Source organism: Blautia intestinihominis (assembly GCF_040096655.1).
Lineage (GTDB): Bacteria > Bacillota > Clostridia > Lachnospirales > Lachnospiraceae > Blautia_A > Blautia_A intestinihominis.
Window position 1 is genome coordinate 1 of record NZ_JBBMEI010000216.1, and the last position, 585, is coordinate 585.

Here is a 585-nt window from a genome sequence, read left to right on the forward strand (position 1 = left end):
AACTGGTTATCCACAAAACAAAAAAATAAATTTCATCACTTTTTACAATGGACTATGCATACCCTTGAACAGTAACTATTGTACCCCATTACTTACCACTGTCTATGATTTCCAGGCCCTCAGGACAGATCAATCAAAAATCATATTCTCTGTCCCATCAGGTTTTAAAAATACTGTTTTCGAAATTCCATTGCATTCCAGCGTTACTTTCTGCTCACGGGAAGAACAGAGGCGAACCCTGTGTATCCTGCCCTCTCTCCATTCAAAATCAACTGTGATGTCACCCTGTGCCTTCATTCCCCCGACTTTTCCGTCTTTCCACTCATCCGGAAGTGCCGGAAGCAACAGGAAATGCCCTTTCCTGCTCTGGATAAGCATCTCTGCAACTGCAGCTGCAAAGCCAAAATTCCCATCGATCTGGAACGGAGGGTGTGCACACAACATGTTGGGATAAATGCTGCCTCCCACACAGGAGATATTTTCCTCCCTGGTATAACGGAGCTGGTTTGATCGAGTAGGAGACGGCTTTTGCCGCCGACCTCTCACACCACCGGACATGCGGTTCCGCATCCGGCGGTTCAGTTA

Annotated in this window: 1 protein-coding gene; it reads right to left on the reverse strand. The window is 46.7% G+C overall.

What is annotated here, in order from left to right; translation table 11 throughout:
* Positions 1-129: 129 nt before the first annotated feature.
* Positions 130-468 carry a glycoside hydrolase family 95-like protein gene (locus WMO75_RS19780; RefSeq protein WP_227223093.1) on the reverse strand — a complete coding sequence of 113 codons (339 nt, stop codon included), beginning with the start codon at positions 466-468 and terminating at the stop codon, positions 130-132.
* Between the last annotated feature and the right edge of the window lie 117 nt (positions 469-585).